This window comes from Parasediminibacterium paludis, from assembly GCF_042651445.1.
Lineage (GTDB): Bacteria > Bacteroidota > Bacteroidia > Chitinophagales > Chitinophagaceae > Parasediminibacterium > Parasediminibacterium paludis.
The window spans coordinates 220,091-237,342 of the sequence record NZ_JBHSDC010000003.1; the positions used below are offsets into that span (position 1 = coordinate 220,091).

The 17,252-nt window shown below is 37.3% G+C and carries 14 protein-coding genes; 10 read left to right on the forward strand and 4 right to left on the reverse strand.

Features of this window, described 5'->3' with window-relative positions; genetic code table 11:
* Positions 1 to 3 precede the first annotated feature (3 nt).
* The 7 genes from ACFOW1_RS04640 to proC all read left to right on the forward strand — a co-directional run bounded on the left by ACFOW1_RS04640 (position 4) and on the right by proC (position 6,862).
* A complete protein-coding gene (locus ACFOW1_RS04640) occupies positions 4 to 1,032 on the forward strand; it encodes a TraR/DksA family transcriptional regulator (protein WP_379012550.1) in 1,029 nt (342 codons plus the stop codon).
* Positions 1,033 to 1,284: 252 nt separating this feature from the next.
* Positions 1,285 to 2,004 carry a head GIN domain-containing protein gene (locus ACFOW1_RS04645; RefSeq protein WP_379012551.1) on the forward strand — a complete coding sequence of 240 codons (720 nt, stop codon included), beginning with the start codon at positions 1,285 to 1,287 and terminating at the stop codon, positions 2,002 to 2,004.
* Between the two features lie 185 nt (positions 2,005 to 2,189).
* Entirely contained in the window at positions 2,190 to 4,403 is a 2,214-nt protein-coding gene (purL, locus tag ACFOW1_RS04650; protein ID WP_379012552.1) for a phosphoribosylformylglycinamidine synthase subunit PurL, read from the forward strand.
* A 39-nt stretch (positions 4,404 to 4,442) separates the two neighbouring features.
* Complete coding sequence (rfaD, locus tag ACFOW1_RS04655) at positions 4,443 to 5,486, forward strand: ADP-glyceromanno-heptose 6-epimerase (RefSeq protein WP_379012553.1); 1,044 nt, start codon at positions 4,443 to 4,445, stop codon at positions 5,484 to 5,486.
* A gap of 21 nt (positions 5,487 to 5,507) precedes the next feature.
* The gene (locus ACFOW1_RS04660) at positions 5,508 to 5,693 is read left to right on the forward strand and encodes a hypothetical protein (protein WP_379012554.1); all 186 of its coding nucleotides are present in this window, start codon (positions 5,508 to 5,510) and stop codon (positions 5,691 to 5,693) included.
* Entirely contained in the window at positions 5,690 to 6,067 is a 378-nt protein-coding gene (locus ACFOW1_RS04665; protein ID WP_379012555.1) for a type II toxin-antitoxin system death-on-curing family toxin, read from the forward strand. Before ACFOW1_RS04660 ends, ACFOW1_RS04665 begins: the two co-directional genes overlap by 4 nt.
* A 3-nt stretch (positions 6,068 to 6,070) precedes the next feature.
* Positions 6,071 to 6,862, forward strand: a complete 792-nt coding sequence (gene proC, locus ACFOW1_RS04670; protein ID WP_379012556.1) for a pyrroline-5-carboxylate reductase — start codon at positions 6,071 to 6,073, stop codon at positions 6,860 to 6,862.
* A gap of 64 nt (positions 6,863 to 6,926) precedes the next feature.
* On the opposite strand, the gene ricT is transcribed toward proC, so the two are convergent.
* Positions 6,927 to 8,417: a regulatory iron-sulfur-containing complex subunit RicT gene (gene ricT, locus ACFOW1_RS04675; RefSeq protein WP_379012557.1), complete on the reverse strand. Its 1,491-nt coding sequence runs from the start codon at positions 8,415 to 8,417 to the stop codon at positions 6,927 to 6,929.
* A gap of 688 nt (positions 8,418 to 9,105) precedes the next feature.
* Between ricT and ACFOW1_RS04680 the strand changes: the two genes are divergently transcribed.
* The 3 genes from ACFOW1_RS04680 (at position 9,106) to ACFOW1_RS04690 (ending at position 13,769) form a co-directional block, all read left to right on the forward strand.
* Positions 9,106 to 9,846: a hypothetical protein gene (locus tag ACFOW1_RS04680; protein ID WP_379012558.1), complete on the forward strand. Its 741-nt coding sequence runs from the start codon at positions 9,106 to 9,108 to the stop codon at positions 9,844 to 9,846.
* A gap of 128 nt (positions 9,847 to 9,974) precedes the next feature.
* The gene (locus ACFOW1_RS04685; RefSeq protein ID WP_379012559.1) at positions 9,975 to 12,734 is read left to right on the forward strand and encodes a M14 family metallopeptidase; all 2,760 of its coding nucleotides are present in this window, start codon (positions 9,975 to 9,977) and stop codon (positions 12,732 to 12,734) included.
* A gap of 99 nt (positions 12,735 to 12,833) precedes the next feature.
* Positions 12,834 to 13,769: a PLP-dependent cysteine synthase family protein gene (locus tag ACFOW1_RS04690; protein ID WP_379012560.1), complete on the forward strand. Its 936-nt coding sequence runs from the start codon at positions 12,834 to 12,836 to the stop codon at positions 13,767 to 13,769.
* An 11-nt stretch (positions 13,770 to 13,780) separates the two neighbouring features.
* Here the strand turns inward: ACFOW1_RS04690 and ACFOW1_RS04695 are convergent, their stop codons facing one another.
* The 3 genes from ACFOW1_RS04695 to ACFOW1_RS04705 form a co-directional block, all read right to left on the reverse strand.
* On the reverse strand, positions 13,781 to 14,977 hold the full coding sequence (locus ACFOW1_RS04695; protein ID WP_379012561.1) for a DNA polymerase III subunit: 1,197 nt from the start codon (positions 14,975 to 14,977) through the stop codon (positions 13,781 to 13,783).
* A gap of 175 nt (positions 14,978 to 15,152) precedes the next feature.
* Positions 15,153 to 15,686, reverse strand: a complete 534-nt coding sequence (locus ACFOW1_RS04700) for a glutathione peroxidase (protein WP_379012562.1) — start codon at positions 15,684 to 15,686, stop codon at positions 15,153 to 15,155.
* A 161-nt stretch (positions 15,687 to 15,847) separates the two neighbouring features.
* Positions 15,848 to 17,239 carry a choice-of-anchor Q domain-containing protein gene (locus tag ACFOW1_RS04705; protein ID WP_379012563.1) on the reverse strand — a complete coding sequence of 464 codons (1,392 nt, stop codon included), beginning with the start codon at positions 17,237 to 17,239 and terminating at the stop codon, positions 15,848 to 15,850.
* Positions 17,240 to 17,252 lie beyond the last annotated feature (13 nt).

Sequence of the window (17,252 nt, forward strand, 5' to 3'; positions counted from 1 at the left end):
GCTATGGCTATTAAAAAACCTGCTCCTAAAAAAGCTGCTAAGGTATCTAAACCAGCAGCAAAACCTGCCGCTAAATCAACTGCGAATGTGGTTGTCAAAGTTCCTGCAAAAAAAGCTGCGCCTAAAAAGGAAGAAGCTCTAGTGCCAGCGAAAAAAGCAGAAGTTGCAGCAAAATCAGTAGCAAAAACTGTTTCTAAAGCGCCTTTAAAAAAAGCAGCCGTAAAAAAAGAACCTGAACCAGCAAAAAAAGTAGCTTCTAAAAAAGCAGCAGTAAAAAAAATTGATGCGAAAGTAGTTGTAAAGTCAACGGCAACTAAGAAACTAACGACAATAAAACCAACCACCAAAGTAGTTGCAAAATCGACTAAATCTGCAGCTAAGGTAGTTGAAGCGCCTACAAAAAAAGTAGTTTTAACAACTAAAACAGTAGCTAAGGTTGAGGAAAAACCTATAGCCGCGTCGGCAAAAAAAATGGCAAAATCAAAAGCACCCGAAGTGCCAGCTACACCTAGAAAGCCCGTAAAAAAGGCATTAGAGCCAATAAAAGAGGTAAAAGTTGGTAAAATAATAACAAAATCAAGTGTTCCATACAATCCTGTTTATACACCCATGGAAAAAAGAGCAAATACCCCAGCGCAATCTAGCAGTCCATTAGTTAAATACAGCGATAGTGATTTAAATGAATTTCGTGATTTGATTAATAAAAAAATGGATACAGCTAAGAAAGAGTTAGCGTATTTACAAGGCTTAATAACCCGAAAAGATGAAGGTGGTGGTAATGATGAAGCGCGCTACATGACCATGGAAGACGGAAGTATGAGCATGGAAAGAGAGCAATTGAGCCAAATGGCAGGTCGTCAAATTACCTATATCGACCATCTTGAAAAAGCCATTATGCGTATTGAAAATAAAACATATGGCGTTTGCCGTGTAACTGGCAAACTGATTGATAAAGCCCGTTTAAGAGCCGTACCACACGCCACACTTAGCCTTGAGGCCAAATTAGGTTTAGTAAAACCTGGTAGTGAATAATCCATTTTCTAAAATATTCTAGCTTAAAAGCCATTCGTCTCCAAGCGAGTGGCTTTTAAGTTTATGAGCTTCTGTGCTACTATTTATCATCTGTTGCGTCGCACACTTGTACGCTTTTTTGCTATTCAGCTTAGTTACAATTAGTAAATAGTGCCTTTTGGTGAATCAGTTTTAACAGTTTTTTCTTAAGTCTGTAACTAATTACTATTTGCTGCGTTCAAACATCATTCATCATAAAAAACGCAACAAAAAATGAAAACAGTTTTTATCGCATTACTAGCTATTACCAGTTTTACCACAATTGCCCAGCCATGGCGCAAAATAGAAGGCAATGGCAATCTTACAAAAAATGTAAGAACCGTTGACAATTTTACGTCAATTGGTTCAGGTGGTTCTTGGGATGTAATTATTAGTTATGGTACCGATAAAGAAGTAACTATTGAGGCCGACGAGAATTTGATTCCCTATATTATTACAGAAGTTAAAGGCGGTAAATTGAATATTAGAACTGAGAATTACGTCAACCTAAAGTCAAAAAATAAAATTAAAATTTACGTATCATTAACAGAAATTACTGGTATATCACTAGCTGGTAGTGGTAATATTACAGGTGTAGGCAATTTTACTAACGATGATAAAACCACTTTTTCAGTAGCTGGCAGTGGCAATATTAATCTCGATTTTAAAGGCATACAAAAAGTAGGCATTTCAATAGCAGGTAGTGGCAATGTTATTTTAAAAGGTAAAACTGAAGCACTTGGTGTAAGTATTTCAGGTAGTGGCGATGCTATTTGTAAAGACTTAGTAGCAGATGATGTAAAAGTATCTATTGCTGGTAGCGGTAGTGCCAAAGTGAATGCAAGCAATGGTTTAAAAGTATCTGTAGTAGGTAGCGGTGATGTGTTTTATACAGGTACGGTTACCAATATTTCTAAAAGTATAGCAGGTAGTGGTAAGGTTATAAAATTATAATCTCATCCTTTTTAAAAATTGTGTAAGCCATGCTTTTTAAAAGTGTGGCTTTTTTGTGTTAAAACTTAGCCTAATAGCTAAATTGGTTGCTTACATTTGCGGCGAAAACAGTTCATAGTTCATGGCAAATAGTTCATGGCATTTTCTATGAACTATCACCTATTACCAATGAACTTTCTTTTATAATGGAAATTACCGTTAAAACCGCCGAGCAATTACGTCTTACCGCAGAGGAATTCGAGTTAATAAAACAAAAACTTGGTCGCACACCCAACTTTACTGAGTTATGTAGCTTTAGTGCTATGTGGAGTGAACACTGTAGTTATAAAAACTCTATTAAATGGTTAAAAACTTTGCCAAGAGAAGGTGGTAAACTATTAGTAGCAGCAGGGGAAGAAAATGCAGGTTTGATGGATATGGGTAATGGTTTTGGGGTGGTATTTAAAATAGAAAGCCACAATCACCCAAGCGCTTTAGAGCCATTTCAAGGTGCAGCAACAGGTGTTGGTGGAATTCAAAGAGATATTTTTACTATGGGTGCAAGACCCATTGCATCGCTTAATAGCCTTCGCTTTGGCAATTTAAAAGATAAAAAAACGCAACATTTATTACGTGGTGTGGTGCATGGTATAGGCCATTATGGCAACTGCTTTGGTGTGCCTACTGTAGGTGGTGAAGTGTATTTTGAAGATTGCTACCATACCAATCCATTGGTAAATGCCATGAGTGTTGGTATTATGAAGGCAGATAAAATGATTAGTGCTACGGCAAAAGGTACTGGCAACCCAGTATTTTTTGTAGGCAGTGCTACTGGTAAAGATGGTATTGGTGGTGCAAGTTTTGCCAGCGCCGATATAAATGCTGATTCCGTGCAAGAGTTACCAGCAGTTCAGGTGGGTGATCCATTTCAAGAGAAGAAGTTATTAGAAGCTTGTTTAGAATTGATAGATACTGATGCTATTGTAGGTATGCAAGATATGGGTGCTGCTGGCATCATCTGCTCTACTGCCGAAATGAGTGCGAAGGGTGGCGTAGGTATGCGTATAGATTTAGAGAAAGTACCCACTCGCCAAAAAGATATGAAAGCTTGGGAATTGCTGTTAAGTGAAAGCCAGGAACGTATGTTGATTGTGGTGCAAAAAGGTAGAGAAAAGGAGGTATTAGATATTTTTGAAAAATGGGATTTATCTGCTAGTAATATCGGCGAAGTAACTGATGATGGCATGTTGAAATTTTACATGAATGGTGTTTTAGAAGCCGAATTGCCCGCAGAAGAGTTGGTACTTGGTGGTGGTGCACCACAATATACGAGAGATTATATAGAGCCAAAATATTTTGCAAAAATTGCTGCATTTGACATTAATAGCGTTGCAGATATTGCAGATGATGAAGCGCTAAAAACCACTATTGAGGCTTTAATTCAAATACCAAATATTGCCAGCAAACGTTGGGTGTACACACAATATGATAGCATGGTAGGTGCTGCAAACATGAGTACCAATGACCCAAGCGATGCAGCCATTGTATTGGCAAAGGGTACAGGTAAAGCACTAGCTATGACGGTTGATTGCAACAGTAAATATGTATTTGCAAATCCATACGTAGGTGGTATGATAGCTGTTGCCGAAGCAGCACGTAACATTGTATGTAGTGGCGGCGAGCCTTTGGGTGTAACCAATTGCTTAAACTTTGGTAATCCTTACGACCCTGAATTATACTACCAATTTGTAAAAGCTGTAACTGGTATGGGTGATGCTTGTAGAAAATTTAATACACCTGTAACTGGCGGTAATGTTAGCTTCTATAACCAAAATCCTGATGGTCCTGTGTACCCGACACCAACTATTGGTATGGTGGGTGTACTTGAAGATATTACTACCAAAATGACCATGTACTTCAAACAAGAAGGCGATGTTATTTTACTGGTAGGTAATCAAAAAAATGACATCGGTTCAAGTGAGTATTTACATAAATTAAAGGGTGTAGAATATTCACCAGCGCCATATTTTGATATTGATGAAGAGTTTAATGTGCAACAATTTGTTAAAACAATTATTACCCAAAAACTTATCCAATCTGCTCATGACGTAAGTGAAGGCGGCTTAATAGTTACCTTGCTTGAAAGTGGTTTCCATAAAAGCTTAGGCTTTACAGTAGCAACAACCAATAATGATATTAGAACAGACGCTTATTGGCTAGGTGAGGCACAAGGTAGAGTGGTGATAAGTGCTACAGCAGTGCAAGCTGCCGCTATAAAGGCAGCCGCGGAACTAAGTAATATTGCTGTTGTAGAATTAGGTACGGTTACTAATGGTTCGATTGCTGTAAATGGTAATAGTTGGGGTAGCATTATCGATTGGAAAGACAAATACGATACAGCTATTGAAAAATATTTGTAACCCCTAGCCCCTAAAGGGGATTTTAATACTGCTTAACTAATGGAAGAAGAAAATATTCAGCAAATAGAAAATCATAAAAACGCCCCTTTAGGGGATGGGGGTATCATTGTTACTGGTGCGGCTGGTTTTATTGGCTCTTGCATGATACAGTTTTTAAACGACAATGGCTATCGTAATATTATCATTGTTGATGATTTTGGCGTAGAAGAAAAGCGCAGAAATTGGGAAAATAAACAGTTTGCAGAAGTAATAGAAAGGCAAAGCCTATTTGAATGGCTAGCTACAAATAATCCTAAAATAGATGCTGTTATTCACCTTGGTGCTAGAACCGATACCACTGAATTTAACTACGAGATCCATCAAGCATTAAACGTAGAATATTCGCAAAATATTTGGCAGTATTGTACAGAAAATAAAGTGCCAATCATTTACGCTTCATCAGCTGCAACCTATGGTGGTGGGGAGTTTGGCTACGACGATAATCACGAATTGCCTTTTCAGCTACAGCCATTAAATCCATATGGCGTTAGTAAAAATGAGTTTGATAAATGGGCCATTCAACAAACAGAAACGCCTCCATTTTGGGCAGGCTTAAAGTTTTTTAATATTTATGGACCTAATGAATACCACAAAGGCAGAATGGCTAGTGTTATTTGGCATTCATTCAACCAAATAAAAGCCAATGGCCTAGTTAAATTGTTTAGAAGTCACAACCCTAATTTTAAAGATGGTGAGCAACTGCGTGATTTTGTGTATGTAAAGGATTTAGTAAAAGTAATGTTGTGGATGATGGAAAAGTCAATGGTCAACAGCCAAGCACTCACATCAGGGCTTTACAATTTAGGCACAGGCACGGCTTGTAGTTTTTACGCCTTAGCTTCTGCAACGTTCAGAGGTTTAGATTTAGAGCCTAATATTGAATTTGTAGATATGCCTTTAGATATTCGTGATAAGTACCAATATTTTACCGAAGCCAATATGCAAAAGCTACATAATGCAGGCTATACAGAACCATTCTACACTTTAGAAACTGGTGTAGACGATTATGTACGCAATTACCTCTCTGCCAATAAAATTTATTAAATTTGGGGTAAATGTTGTGTTATGAATGTATTAGAAATGAAAGAAATTATCAAAGAAAAAATTGATAATACGCAAGACGAAGTGTTACTAAAAAGGATTAATGATTTAATTAATGCTGCTGCAAATGAACCTCGATTAACGGCTGATGAACTATTTGACTTCACCGTTTCTCGTTTTGAAAATACATTAAAGCGTTTGGCACAGTGATAACGCTACAAGATGTTTTACGGTTTCATGAATTATCTATTCAAAAGTTTGGGGGTTCTCAAGGTATAAGAGATGAAGGCTATTTACAAAGTGCAATAGAAAGACCATTTTCTACTTTTATAGGCGAAGAATTATATCCTACACCTTACGAAAAAGCAGCAGCAATTTTAGAAAGTATTTTGAAGAATCATCCCTTTGTTGATGGTAACAAGCGTACAGCGTTAATTGCATGTGATGCTATATTACGTTTGCATCAGCTAATATTTACACTTTCACAAGCTGAGGCATATGACTTTGTTATAAACGTTGCGACCTCACAAATAGACTTTGAGGGTGCTGTAGAATTTTTAAAATCTAAATCGGTTCAACTATAAATCATGAATACAAAAATTGCCATAATCGGAGGTGGAAATTTAGGTGCTTCTATAGCTGAAGGGCTTATTAATAGTGGCTTCATTGTGCCACAGCATATTATTATTACGAAGCGTAACATAAGTACTTTGGTGGCTTTAGAAGAAAAGGGAGCACTTATTAGCAACGATAATTTAGAAGCTGTTGGCTTTGCAGACTATATTGTTTTGGCCATTAAACCGTTTCAGATCAAAGAAGTTTTAGAACAGTTAAAACCAACGTTAGATAGCAAGCGCCATGTATTAATAAGTGTCGTAAGTGGTGTTTGGGTAAAAGATATGCAAGATCTTTTGGGTAATGATTTCGCCATCTTTAGAGCCATGCCAAATACGGCTATTGCCATTCAAGAAAGTATGACTTGTATTAGTGATTGCAATACTACCAATGAACAGCGTCAGTTTGTAAAAGATTTATTTAACCAACTTGGCCAATCTGTATTTATAGAAGAAAAACTGATGGATGCGGCTACCGTATTGGGTGCTTGTGGTACTGCTTATGCCATGCGTTATATACGTGCCAATATTCAAGGTGGTATAGAAATTGGTTTTAGCGCTTCAATAGCTTCTTTAATTGCTGCGCAAACTGTAAAAGGTGCAGCGGAATTATTGCTTCAAAAAAATACACATCCAGAGCAAGAGATTGATAAAGTAACTACACCTAAAGGCTGTACCATTGCTGGCTTAAACGAAATGGAACACCAAGGTTTTAGTTCTTCTTTAATTAAAGGTATTGTTACTAGTTACAAAAAGCTGCAATAAATATTATAAAAGACATCAAAATAAATAAGGGATTTGTTTCTAACAAACCCCTTATTTGTAAATATTAATCTTTCTTTTCTTCTGTTTTATTACCACCTTCTCTAGGGGGTTGCGGCCCACGGTCACGGTTTTGGTTTGGCCGCTGATGGTGTCTTGGTCCTTGTGGCCTTTGATGATTGTTACCACCTTCTCTCGGCTGTTGAGGTCCACGCTGCTGCTGCTGTGGTCGCTGATGTGGCTGATTAGGTCTGTTTTCTCTAGGAGCTTGTGGCGGTCTTTGGTTATTGTTACCACCTTCTCTTGGCTGTTGTGGCCCTCGTTGTTGTTGAGAAATTTGATGAGGTCTAGCTTCTCTTGGAGCGCCTTGTTGAGGGCGCTCATTTCTCTTCTCATTCGCACCCCGTTGCTCAATATTGCCACGTCTTTCTTGGTTTCTAGCGTTTCTATCCTCGTCTCTTCTGCGTCTATCGTTTTTATCTAGGCTTTGCAAGCTTATTTGCCCAACTACATCTACAAATGTTGGTTCTACTGTTTTTGGCTTGCCAGTAGTTACATCTACAGGTTCTAAATCTTCAGGTCTTATGCCTTGCGCATTCAGGCGTTTTATTTCTTTTACCCGCTGTATGGTTAGTGGATAATGCTTGCTACCACCTTGTATCATATACCACATCAAGTTTTTAAAAATATCTTTTTTTATCAAAAAGGCATTTCCTTTAGCGGTTTCTATGGTATCTGCATTGTCAGGAAATTGCTGCAACGCATCTAAATAAGTGTCTAATTCGTAGTTTAAGCAACATTTTAAGCGCCCACATTGGCCACTTAATTTCGTTTGGTTAATAGACAAGTTTTGGTAGCGAGCCGCCGTTGTGTTCACACTTTTAAATTCTGTCAACCAAGTGCTACAGCACAATTCTCTACCGCAACTACCTATACCACCAACTTTTGCTGCTTCTTGTCTAATACCTATTTGACGCATTTCTACCTTTAACTTAAACTCAGCGGCAAACATTTTAATCATTTCTCTAAAGTCAACCCTGTCATCTGCTGTGTAAAAAAAAGTCGCTTTTTTGCCATCTGCCTGAATCTCGACTTCGCTTAGCTTCATTTGTAGCTTCAACTCTATCGCAATTTCTCGGCTTCTCGCTTGTATCGTAGCTTCTCGGCCTTTACTTATATGAAAACTTTCAATATCTCTATCAGTGCTAGGACGCAATACTTTTTTCATCTCTTGGCTAAACTCATCCACACCCCGTTTTTTAAGTTGTAAGCGCACGAGTTCGCCACTTAAACTTACCTCTCCCACATCAAAACCGCCTACGCCTTCTACCGTCACAAAATCACCTTTTTCAAAATAATGAGACGATGTATTTCTATAAAATTCTTTTCTACTGCCTTGTTTAAAACTTACTTCAAGTACCTTGCAACTGCTTTCTACATCAGCAATTGGTAAGTTATTTAGCCAGTCATGCACATTCATACGGTTACAACTACCGGTACTACAACCGCCATTGCTTTTACAGCCGCCAGGTTTTGTACCACAAGATCCACAAGCCATTGTATATTACATTTTTCTGTGTTAAACTAAAATTTGATTGTAGCGTAGTGCTTTTGTAACCAACTTTAGTGCTACTATTGAGCTTTTGTTGTGTCACTCACTTGTACGCTTTGTTCTTTGTTGAGGCTAAATAATACAGATACGTAAAACCTTTGTAGATATTGTGCTTAAGAAGCAGTAGAATAGACCAATAAGAGAAGCATTATGCCGAATGTGCTCGATCATTGGTTCAGTTTACCAATTGCGAAATCCTTTTGTTAAAACCCATCAAACCATCTATATCATCAACCATTCGGGATACTTATACAACTATCTCTCCATCAAACTATCACAAAGCCAATACAACACCAACACATTAACCTCTAACTCCAAAAATAGGTAATTAATTATTTTTTTGGGTGGATAATTTGAAAAGCTTACTTATAGATTATTAGTTAAATATAAATTCTGTATGTGGAAATATAATTGGTTTGATTCTTTTGTAAGAAATACCGAATAAGTAAAAGACATTTTTTCCTTTTAAAATATTATAAAATAATTTATTTTGAAACTCAAAATTATCTTTTAGAGCTTTAATTGATAAATAGTAATTCTCTTACTATCGAATTGTTTACCCATCAGAATAAAAATGTAAAGCGCATAGAAATTATCACTATTTTACGTCAACTATTTTTTAAAATTATTTTCTATGCGCCTTATTTATTTATTGATAGCTGTTTTTCTGTGTTGGTTCTCTGCTCAAGCACAAACCCAACCTGTTCAAATTTCAGATCCAGGTGGTACAGGTGGCAATTATGGCTCTGTCAGTTATTACGATCCATCAAAAGTAGGGCAGAAAAATACCACAGTTTTAACTTATGCAGATGTAGAAGGTACGCCCTTTTGGAACGAAAAATGGTATCCTGCTGTTTTGGTTTTAAAAGGGGGTAATTCTGTGAAGCTGCAAAATGTGAAACTTAATATTTATACAAGTGATGTGCTATATATCGATAATAAAGGGACAGAATTAGAGGCTATAGCTGGAATCGTTCAGAAAGTTATTTTCTTTAGCGAAAAAGATACTTCCAAAGTGTTTGCAAAATTTGAAGCATTTCCTGATACTAAAATTAAAAATGGGTATGCATTTTATAGAGTTTTGGCCGATGGAAAATATAAATTACTCGAGCTTCAAAGAGCATTGATCAGAACAGTCCCATTAAATGAACTTGAGGCAAAAAAAACGGCATCAAGTTTTTATACCACTAGTAATTATGCCATTGCGGTAGATAACATTGTTTCGCCACTAAGAGCATTGAATAGCGCAAATATCACTGCAATGGTAAACCCTGATAAAGAAGCTGAGCAGTGGATAAAAGACAATAAGCTTAATTTAAGAAAGGAAACAGATGCTGTTACATTCTTTCAATATCTTAATCTTTTAAAAAAGTAAATGTAACGTACTGATATATGATAAATAAAATGGTATCGTTTATTTAGGTGCATGAAACTTTACCGCCCACATAAGTTCTTACCGTTACTTCTACAAATGAATTAAACTTGTAGCACAAACAATTTGCTATGAGATTTAAACACTTTTTCGGTTGGGCTTTGCTGTTGTTACTAACTTCTAGCAGCATATTTGCCCAAACCATCCCATCACCCAAACAACATTTTGGTTTTGCAATTGGCGATGATTATCAATTAGCTACCTACACCCAAACAGCTGCTTATTTTAAAAAACTAGCCGAAACAAGCCCTCGTGTAAAACTGGTAGATATTGGCAAAACCGAAGAAGGTAGAACGCAGTATATGCTCATTATTTCTTCGCCAGAAAACCTCAAAAATTTAGATAAATACAAAACTATTTCGCAGCAATTAGCTCACGCCGAAGGGCTTACCGACGAGCAAGCCCACGCACTTGCCAGTGAAGGTAAAGCAGTGGTGTGGATAGATGGTGGTTTGCACGCAACAGAAGTAGTTGGCGCTCATCAACTAATAGAAACTGCTTGGCAATTGAGCAGCCGTACCGATGCTGAAACCGTAAACTTATTGAATAATGTAATTGTGTTAATGACACATGCAAATCCTGATGGGCAAGAACTAGTGAGTAATTGGTACATGCGTGAAGCAAAACCAGAAAAGCGTTCCACTCAATTTTTACCTCGCTTATACGAGAAATATGCTGGCCACGATAATAACCGTGACTTTTACATGTTTAACCTAAAAGAAAGCCAAAACATGGGGAGACAACTATTTGTGGAATGGCTGCCGCAAATTATGTACAATCACCACCAAACGGGTCCTGCTGGCTCAGTGGTAGCTGGTCCGCCGTTTAGAGATCCATTCAATTATGTATTTGACCCGTTGGTAATGACAGAATTAGATGCGGTTGGTGCGTCTATGATTAACCGTTTAAATGCAGAAGGCAAACCAGGTTATACCAAACTAGGTGGTTCGGTGTATTCTACTTGGTACAATGGCGGCTTGCGTACCTCAACTTATTTTCATAATATGGTAGGTTTGTTAACTGAAATTATTGGTAGCCCTACGCCTATGGAAATACCAGTTGTGCCTGAAAGATTAATACCTAGTAGTGCCAATCCTTATCCCGTGTTGCCTCAAAAATGGTATTTTAGGCAATCAATAGATTATTCGGTATCGTTGAACTACGGCGTACTAGATTATGCAGTAAGACACAGAGATGAGTTGCTATACAACATTTATAAAATGGGCAAAGCTTCTATACAAAAAGGCGAGAAAGATAATTGGGGGTTATCGCCAAAGTTCTCTGCTGAAATTACCAAACTAGCACAAGCCTCACAATCAAGTATGCCAAAAAGTGAAGAAGCTGGTGGTGAAGGCAGAGGTAGGAATGCTATACCAGTAAGGCTGTACGATTCTGTATTAAAAAAGCCAGCATATCGTGATGCACGCGGTTATATTATTCCAGCTAATCAGCCAGATTTTGCAACGGCTACACGCTTTATCAATACTTTAATTACAAGTGGTATGCAAGTACAAAAAGCTACTGTAGATTTTATTGTTGCTGGTAAAAATTATCCTAAAGGTTCATTTATAGTAAAAACCAATCAAGCGTTTAGGCCGCATATACTAGATATGTTTGAACCGCAAGATCATCCGAATGATTTTCAATACCCTGGCGGGCCACCAATTGCCCCATATGATGCGGCAGGTTGGACGCTTGCATACCAAATGGGTGTGCAGTTTGACAGACAAATAGAGGCATTCGATGGGCCATTTGAAAAGATTGCTTATGGCGAATTACAAACGGCAAAAGGTAGTATTACACCTTCGGCAAAAAAGGCTGGCTATTTGTTAAATGCTCGTACCAATAATGCTTTTGCGGTAGCAAATGATTTATTAAAAGCTGGCATCGACGTATTTAGAACCGACGATTCTGTGTATAATAATTTCAATAAAGGGTCATTCTTTATTCTTGCAACGGCTAAAAACAAAGCAGTGGTAGAACAAGCCATTGTAAGCCTCGGTGTAGATGCGGTTACATTGGCAACACGCCCTACAAATCTTACTAAAATTACCCCTGCACGCATTGCCATTTGGGATGCTTATGGTGGTTCCATGCCATCTGGATGGTTGCGTTTAATCATGGAGCAATACCACTTTGCAACAGAGGTGATTTATACGAAAGATATCGACACAGGTAAGCTAAAAAATAAATATGATGTAATTGTGTTTGTAGGGGGTGCTATTCCCTCGTTAACTGGAACTATTGGTAGAGGTTTTGGTGGTTTTGAAGAACCAAAAGCAGATTCAATACCCGAAGCGTATCGTAACCGTTTAGGTAAAATTACTGCTGCAAAATCCATTCCTCAGCTTAAACAATTTTTAGAAGATGGGGGTAATATCATCACCATTGGGAGCAGTACTAATTTAGCCTACCATTTAAATTTACCAGTAAAAAATGCCTTAGTTGAAACTGTAAATGGCGTAGAAAAAAACTTGCCCAGTGAAAAATTTTATATTCCTGGTAGCATTTTAAAAGTAAGTGTTGATACCACTCAGTTGGGTGCTTATGGTATGCCATCGCAAGCAGATGTTTATTTTGATGCTAGCCCAGTGTTTAATATTCTGCCAGAAGGCCAATCGAAAGGTACTATTAAGCCATTGGCATGGTTCGCAAGTGCACAAAGTTTGCGCAGTGGTTGGGCTTGGGGTCAGTCCTATTTAAATGGGGGTGTCGCCGCATTTACAGCCAAAGTAGGCAAAGGAAATTTGTATGCTTTTGGCCCAGAAATTACGTTTAGGGCTCAGCCTTATGGAACGTTTAAGTTTTTGTTTAATGGGTTGTATCAGTAGGATTTAATTTGCCGAATGTTTTATGAGTAATGAAGTATATTAGTGTTTGTAAAAGCATCAATATATTTCATTACTCATTTTTTATTAAATAGCCAACTCATGCAATCTAGTACCAGCAACAATATGTTACAAGTCATTGGCAATACACCTTTGGTACAATTGAATAAAATAGTGCCTGAAAACTGTGCAGATATTTATGTGAAACTTGAGTATTACAATCCTACGGGTTCTTATAAAGATAGAATGGCATTGGCTATAATAGAAGAAGCTGAGAAGCGTGGTGCTTTACAAAAAGGCATGTCTGTAGTTGAATATACTGGCGGTAGTACAGGTACATCTTTAGCCTTTGTTTGTGCAGTAAAAGGTTATCCTTTTAGAGCGGTTTCTTCTGATGCGTTTGCAAAAGAAAAATTACAAACCATACAATTATTTGGTGCCGAATTAGACATAGTACCAAGCGTTGAAGGTAGAATTACGCCTGATTTATTTGTAAGAATGGAAGCAAGAGTAAAAGAAATTGAAGCCCGTGGTAATTATTATTGGACCAAACAATTTGTAAATGAAGATGCGCTAGCTGGGCATTATAAATTAGGGCAAGAAATTATCGAGCAATTAAATAAACCTATTGATGTCTTTTGTGCGGCTGTTGGTACTGGCGGCATGTTGGCTGGTGCTGGTAAGGCATTGAGAATAGCAAATGAGAATATAAAATTAATAGCATTAGAACCAACCTCATCTGCATTTATAACGACAGGTATAAAAGGCAGCCATAGGATAGAAGGTACTGCTGCTGGCATAATACCACCGATATTACAACCTGGCACTTACGATGAAGCAATTGCTTTTGAAGAAACTGATGCAAGAGCAACTGCCAGATTATTAGCATCACAAGAAGGCATTTTTGCAGGAACTTCTACAGGGTTAAATGTTTTTGCAGCTATTGAATTAGGCAAGCAACTAGGCAAAGGGCATACATTGGTTACAGTGGCTTGCGATTCAGGCATGAAATATTTGTCTGGTGATTTGTTTAGTTAAAATGAAAGGTTTTACACTTCTACCACCACACCATTCTTTAAAATATGGAACAGCTTAATGGTTAATGCTTGAAATAGCATCTTGCCGTTAGCATTGCGCTCTATATAGTAAGCTGCTTTATCTAGCTCTTCTACAATGGCTTGCTGCTGACTAACGGAAGCAATTTTATTTAACCGCAAAGCAAATTCTTTTTGGGCTTCTGCAATAGCAAAACTATCTGCACCCAACACTTTTATACGTACACTTTGCTCTATTAAATGGCTAAAAAAACGCAAGAATTGTTTCTGTTTTTCACGTCCTAGTTTGCTGATATCTTCGGTAAATTTTATTTGTGCTACGGGGCCGCCAACTAACGTACTATTTAACCATTCTTTCAAAAGGCTCAACCAATCTTCCTCGTTATGTTGCAATAGCTGTAAGGCTTCAAGATAGTTACCTTCGCAAATGGCAGCCGTTTGTGCAGCTATTGTTGCAGAGGTATTAGCACGTTCTATTAGAGCAGCTTCTACCTCTTTATCTTCTAGCCTAGGCACTTTTACAAGCTGGCAGCGGCTAAGGATGGTTTGTATAATTTGCTCTTCATTTTCTGCCACTAAAATAAACAATGTATTTGGTGGCGGTTCTTCTATCAGCTTTAGAAGTTTGTTGCCTTCTTTGCCCAAGTATTCAGGCATCCAAAGCACTAGCACCTTGTACTCGCTCTCAAAGCTTTTTAGGCTTAGCTGACGCATAATGTCGTTACATTCCTCAGCCGTAATATTTCCTTGTTTATTATCTGCGCCTATAAATTGTAGCCAATCGTACACGTTGCTATAGGGCGATTGCTGAATAAATTCTCGCCATTCGGCTATATAATCTGTGCTTTTTGGTTTATCGCCACTTTTGCGTGGTATTACTGGGTAAGCAAAATGAATGTCAGGATGCATTAATTGTTCTGCCCGCTGAAAACCTGATTGTGCAGGCAGTTCTTCTGGCAAAACAAAACTTGGCTTGACTTCTAATGCACTAAATCCACCAAATAAATCTTCAACAACCGGCGGGGCTGTAGGCTGGCAAACGACAAACTGCGCAAAAGCTAAAGCTAGTGGCAAGGCGCCGCTACCTTCTTTACCCAAAAACAATAAAGCATGGCTTAAACGGTTTTGCTGCACCATTTCAACCAAATGTTGCTTTACCTCATGCTGACCAATAACATCTTTAAACTGCATTGCAACGAAGATAATAGTTGCTTAAGGATTTAGGATTGTGATTTAAATGATTCAAATAAAATTGTGATGATAGTGCTTAAATTGCATGACTATTTTTTATGTTGCCAAAATTTCGCCATAAAAAAAGACAGCCGCATGGCTGTCCTTTAAATCTTATCGATCTATTATCGGTCGATTATTTCAATCTTTTGACAATTTCTTCACTATCGGGCTCTATATTACTAGGAAAATAAGCAAGCATTTTACCGTTTTCGTCTAGTAAGAATTTATTGAAGTTCCAACCGATAGTGGCATCTAATACACCATTTTCGTTCTTACTAGTTAACCATTTGTATATTGGGGCAGTGTCATCGCCTTTCACGCTAATTTTACTAGCCATAGGAAAGGTAACACCAAACCGTGCTTTACAGAATTGTAAAATTTCACCATCACTACCTGGTTCTTGGCTGCCAAAATTATTGGCAGGAAAACCTACAATTACTAGTTTGTCTTTATGCGCTTCATACAATTTTTGTAAACCTTCGTACTGACGCGTAAAACCACATTGTGAAGCTACATTGACAATTAAGATTTTTTTGCCTTTGTACTTTGAAAAATCAATCACACCACCATCTATACTTTTTACTTTAAAGCTGTGGATTGAAGTATTGGCTGGCATAGTAAATGCTGATAGCATAACGATTGCTGTTAGTGTTAAGAAATATTTCATGGTAATAATTTTTTTATAGAACAAATTTGAGCTAATAAAGTTGTAATTATTCTACAAAATGATAAATGGCTTGCCAATAATTCATGGAATTTATCATTTACTTATTAATATACTGATAAACAACAGACTACGATCCCTTTGCGACTATATGGTAAAAAGTACTATTGCTTTTCGTAGCAACCTAAATCTGGCAAATTGCCCACAATTCTTGGATTCCCGTCTAAATCAGTAATAACACCAGTTGCTATACCTTTATCAATACAAGGTGAGGTGGCTTTTAAACGAAAGTTGAAGTATCGGTTACCAACGTCTATACTGTCAAATAGGGGCAACGCATTTTTAATACTGTTGGTAATAGTTGCATTGGCTGAAATATCAGTTTTTGTTTTGTATAGTATATTGGTTAGTAGCACATTAAATGCTGAGCTGGTATTTTTTGCCATAGTAATTTCGTCATCTACCAAGCCACCTTCGCCATAAATTATACTATTTTGAATAGTTACCGCTAGTGGATTTATTTGATTGCTGCTATTGGTATTGCTAAGCGTAACTGCTGAATTTTTATGGTCGATATAAGTATTGCCAATAGTTACAAAAGTGCAATGGTTAAAACTATAATTACCACCGCTGGTGATGTACAAATTATAGCCACAATTGTTAATTAAACAGTTACGAGCGGCAATACTACTGTTATTGCCCCCTATTGCTATATCATAAATATTGTCTAAAATACATTCGTTTAAAGTAAGCTTGGTGCTTGCAGCAGGCGATTGAGCAATTGTACCTTGATAAGCATTTTTAATAATGCAATATTGCATAATATTATTATTACTGTTTTGGGTAAAATAAATACCTGGCCATGCGCCAGGATAATTATTATAAGGTGAATCTATTCTATCACTCTGAAAACTGATACGTGTACTATCGTATTTTTCCCCAATGGCTTTCAGCGTTCCATTTACAAGCATTGGCGCATCTGCATGCAAATACACTTTTGTACCTTTATTAATGGTAAGTGTTTTACCATCATTTACCGTAAATACGCCAAGCAGTACAATTGGTAAAGTATTGGTCCAAGTGGTGTCTTTGGTTACTGTAGCATTTCTTAAAAAACGCGCATTTTGACCATAGGCTTCTAACTGCAAAAAACGACTATTCCCATTGTAATTAATTTGTATACTATCGCGCACAACAAAAGGTAAATTAGCCGAATTAGGATTGATACTTACCGTAACAAAGCCATAAATACTGTCATTAGCTGCAATTTCTATATTAGGCAAGTTTGTGCCTGAATAGCCGTCAATATTCATTTTAAAAAAAGAATTACTACCACCCATTAGTTGCACACTACTTAAAATTAGCTTCTGATTATTAGGATTATAAATACGAAAAAATTGTGTGGTAGAGCCAGTACTGGTAAATACGGTGTCGAAATGTAAGGTATCTTCCGATAAGTGTAACAATGCATCGGCACTAGTAATGATGCTTTCCTTTTTACATGAAGATACAATGAGGATAAGTAGCGAAGCAATTGCAAGGGTATAACATCTCATTTTGTAAAAATAG